General features: G+C 63.9%; 1 protein-coding gene and 2 pseudogenes. 1 reads left to right on the plus strand and 2 read right to left on the minus strand.

Translation table 11 applies throughout. The annotated features are described in order from the left end of the window. Positions 1-695 (plus strand): serine hydrolase (locus tag AHiyo1_RS17540; RefSeq protein ID WP_059389392.1); only part of this gene is annotated, 695 nt, incomplete at its 5' end. Positions 696-1,958: 1,263 nt separating this feature from the next. Here AHiyo1_RS17540 and AHiyo1_RS17550 read toward each other — a convergent pair. Beyond that, a pseudogene (locus AHiyo1_RS17550) lies at positions 1,959-3,421 on the minus strand (aromatic amino acid ammonia-lyase). A 127-nt stretch (positions 3,422-3,548) separates the two neighbouring features. Next, positions 3,549-3,731: pseudogene (locus tag AHiyo1_RS17555) on the minus strand (urocanate hydratase); the annotation flags it as partial.

Raw genomic sequence — 3,731 nt, forward strand, 5'->3', positions numbered from 1 at the left:
CTACCGGCGTGACTCCCGCGTTGGACTCGGAGATCAACGCCATCATCGACGCGAACAGCCAGTACCAGATCGGCGTCACCCTGATCGACCTGTCCGATGGCTCAAGCCATCAGTACGGGGTCCAGGCGTCGTTCGAGGCAGCAAGCACCGCAAAGGTCCTGGCTGCCGCCGCGTACTATCACCTCGTCGAAACGGGCGCAGTGTCCCTTGACGATCCCTTGGGCGACTACACGGCTGGATTCCAGATCAAAGAGATGATCCAGGACAGCGACAACGACTCCTGGTCCTTGATCATGGACGCGGTTGGCTTTTCGGAACTCCAGTCCTATGCCGCATCGATCGGCGTCAGCTATGACCCCATGAACAACACGCTGACTCCAAGCGAAATGGCAAGCATCATGGCCGGGCTCTACGGCGGGAAGCTGTTGAACCAGCAAGACACCGCACAGCTTTTGTCCTACATGCAGAACACAAACTACGAATCGCTCATCCCCGCCGCGGTGCCAGCCGGAATCACTGTTTTCCACAAGTACGGACTGCTCGACGACGAACTCCACGACGCCAGCATCCTCACCAACGGGACCAACTCCTACGCCTTCGTGGTCTACACCAAAGGCCAGGACGAGAGCGATATCCCGGCCCGCACCGACATCTTCCACCAGCTCACCCAGGCTGTGGTGAACGCCCTATTCTAAAGGGAGGCGTTCCTACCTTCAGCATCATGACGCCGGCCGTGCAGTCAGATTGACTGCGCGGCCGGCGTCCTTGTTCCCTTATGGGCGCTGAGCGCCTGTCGCGATGCTATCTATATACCTCCCTTCTGCATGGGGTCGGGCCAATTTCCTATGATCCGGGCGGTTGATGTCTTCGTGGCCCGGATTGCGTGGTTGCTACTGGTTTGGACTTGCATTGTCTTTCTCCTGACTGAGACTTGGTCCCGCGCTGTTTAGCGCGGATGGTCGTGCCTGCCACGGGGACAGGGTTGACCTGTTCAGTCGGGAGTTGACCCCGGATCGAACGCAGGTTCGGCTGCGGGGACTTGCCCACCGTCGGGGACGGGGCTGCCGTGGAGCGGTGGCGCCAGTGCACGTTGTTCAGGGAGGTCCGCCGCGCCGTTGGCGGCCGAGCCGCCTTGCGATTCCGACGTCGAGCCAGACTCTTGGGGCGGTGCCACCGGAGGGACCTGTTTGCCGGGCGGAGGGCCGCCCGGAAGCTGAGGCATTTCCGTCGTCGCCAGCACTGCCGGGGGCAGGACAACAAGGTCGGCCAGAATGAATCCGGGGATCCGCATGCTCGTCGCCGCTCCGCGTCCGGGGATTGGCAAAAGCGTGGGATATGCCAACGCGTGTTCGCTTTCGGCCCGAGCCCTCAACGGAACGCCCGGGACGGCGCCGATTGGAAGGCCTCGTCCCGGAGGATCCAGGACACCAGGCAATGGCGGCAATGTCGGCGGCAAGGCCGGCCCTGGAGGCAGTTGGGGTACCGAAGGCAGCCCGGGCAACGCCGGAATTGTGCCGACCACCGTATCAACCAAGGAGCTCGCGGGATCAGTGAGCGCGGTCACAAGGGGAGTCGCCGTGGAGCCGGGCAGTTGGCTGACCACGGTTCCGGGAAGGGCAGACACTTGCGTCGGACTAGGAATGGCGGACAACAGGCCGTGGGCCACTGGCCCGATCGGATCGGGCAACGGGGACGGGAGCAGGGAGGATGAAAGGGGAATGGTTGGAGCTGAGGGAACGGCAGGGACAGCCGGAATCGTCGGCAGGACGCTAGCTGCCTGCGAAGGACCGGCCAGCCATAGCAACCACGCCAATGCGCCAAAAACGGCGAGAAGAACGGGGCGAACCAAAGAAACGCGACGGCACCCCAGAGACCCAGCCAAACACGCCACCTCCCCAGTGCGGTGTTTGGATATTAAGGTACGCCCGTCCGGGGCGACAGTAAATAGCTAAGCACGCTTAGTGACCGAGCTCCGGAAGGATCGCCAGGTGGGACGCGGCATCGACGTCGGGGCGGAGATCCCGGTCCTGCACGTCGGCGGGCAACGATAGACCGGCGTCGAGGGCTTTTCGGAACCGAGGACTCGTAAATTCTCCTTGTGTCCTGCCCTGCAGCCTGAGCGCCCGCGATGCGCAAAGGAGTTCGATGCCAACCACTGTAGAAAGCGCCCGCACGGTGGAATCCATGCGGGAGCTGGCCACGCTCGCGAAGCTGGCATCCTCTTCGGCGCCCAACGAGAGCACCACGGTTTGCAGGCTCACGGCTGGGCATTGGCCCGAATTCGGCCCACCGCCGCGGCTGCCACGTATTCCAGCATCATGACGCCGGACTGGCCGGCGTCGTCGCCCGCAAGGAATCGGTGCAGCCCCGTGTACGCCGGGTCGCAGAGCAAGCTGATCCTCCGAAGGTTCGTGGCGCACGCCGCACCGATGGCCAGTTCCAGGGCATCAATGCGGCGGGCGAGGCTGGTCATCTGGAAGAGGCCGTGGTGGGCTACTCCATTGCTGCCCTCCTCTGCGGAACCGAACACTAGGGGGTTTTCATGACCGGCCACAACCAAGCGTTCCAAAAGGGTACCGAGCGCGTCCAACTCCTCGACCACCGAGCCGAGGGCCTGAGGCAGGGTGCGCAAGCAGTACGGGTCTTGGATCCTCGCCGGCGCACCGCTGCCTTCCACGAGGCCGAGCAGAACCCCAGCCACCTCGGTGACGGCGGGCGAATCAGCTGCCCGCGCGACTTCAGGGCTCAATGCCTCGGGATTCCCGGACATTGCAGCGAAGGACAAGGCGCTCACCGTGGTCAGGTTTTCCACGAGCGTGGCGAGTCTTTGGTGGGCGAGTGTGGCCTGGGCGATAGTGAGCGCGCTGGAGCTGATGAAGGGAAGTGCGTCCTCGGTGGCCCAGCTGTCCAGAGGCGCGGGGACGTCCTGGCCCTCCATGGTGGGGCGCTCGCCGAGGAGGGTGAGCGCCGTTCCCGCCAGCGCGGCCAGGTCCGCTGTGCCGATTCCGCCGAATTCCCGCACCTCCGGCAAAGCGTCGGCGTTGAGCATGTTCACCACTGCGTCGGCCACAGACGGGCTGATGCCGGACGAGCCCGCGGCAAGCTGGGAGAGCCTGATGACAAGCATGGCCCTGACGGTTTCCCGGTCAAGGACCCGTCCGGCGTCGACGGCATGGCTGCGCAAGAGGTTCAAGCCGTGGACGTTGGCGTCCTTGTTCGCGGCGTCCAGTGCCACGGAGCGGTTGGCCCCGACGCCTGTTGACCGCCCATAGACGGGTCGGGACAGTGCCGTCGCACGAGCGGACCGTTGGGATGCGGCCATCCGGTCAACCGCCGACGGCGTCAACGTCACCTTTGTTCCGCCCCCTGCCACGGCCACGATGTCGCTCAGGTGCAGCCGTTTGCCGTCGATTTCGATCATGGAAGTGATCCTTCCTCAGATGTGCAGTTGACCTTCTCAACTAGCTTGCAGTTGTTGTCGTTTTGGGGTCCCATAACGACATCTAATGCGAGTTAGTTGGGGGTGTGGGGTCTGGTTAGTTGGTTTCTTACTTGCTTTCTTCCATGGGGATGCGGACGCCGCGTTCGTGGGCGACTTCGATGGCTCGGTCGTAGCCGGCGTCGGCGTGGCGGATGACGCCCATGCCGGGGTCGTTGGTGAGGAGGCGTTCGAGTTTCTGGGCGGCGAGCTCGGTGCCGTCGGCGACGGAGACCTGGCCGGTGTGGATGGA

This window comes from Arthrobacter sp. Hiyo1 (assembly GCF_001263615.2).
Taxonomy (GTDB): domain Bacteria; phylum Actinomycetota; class Actinomycetes; order Actinomycetales; family Micrococcaceae; genus Arthrobacter.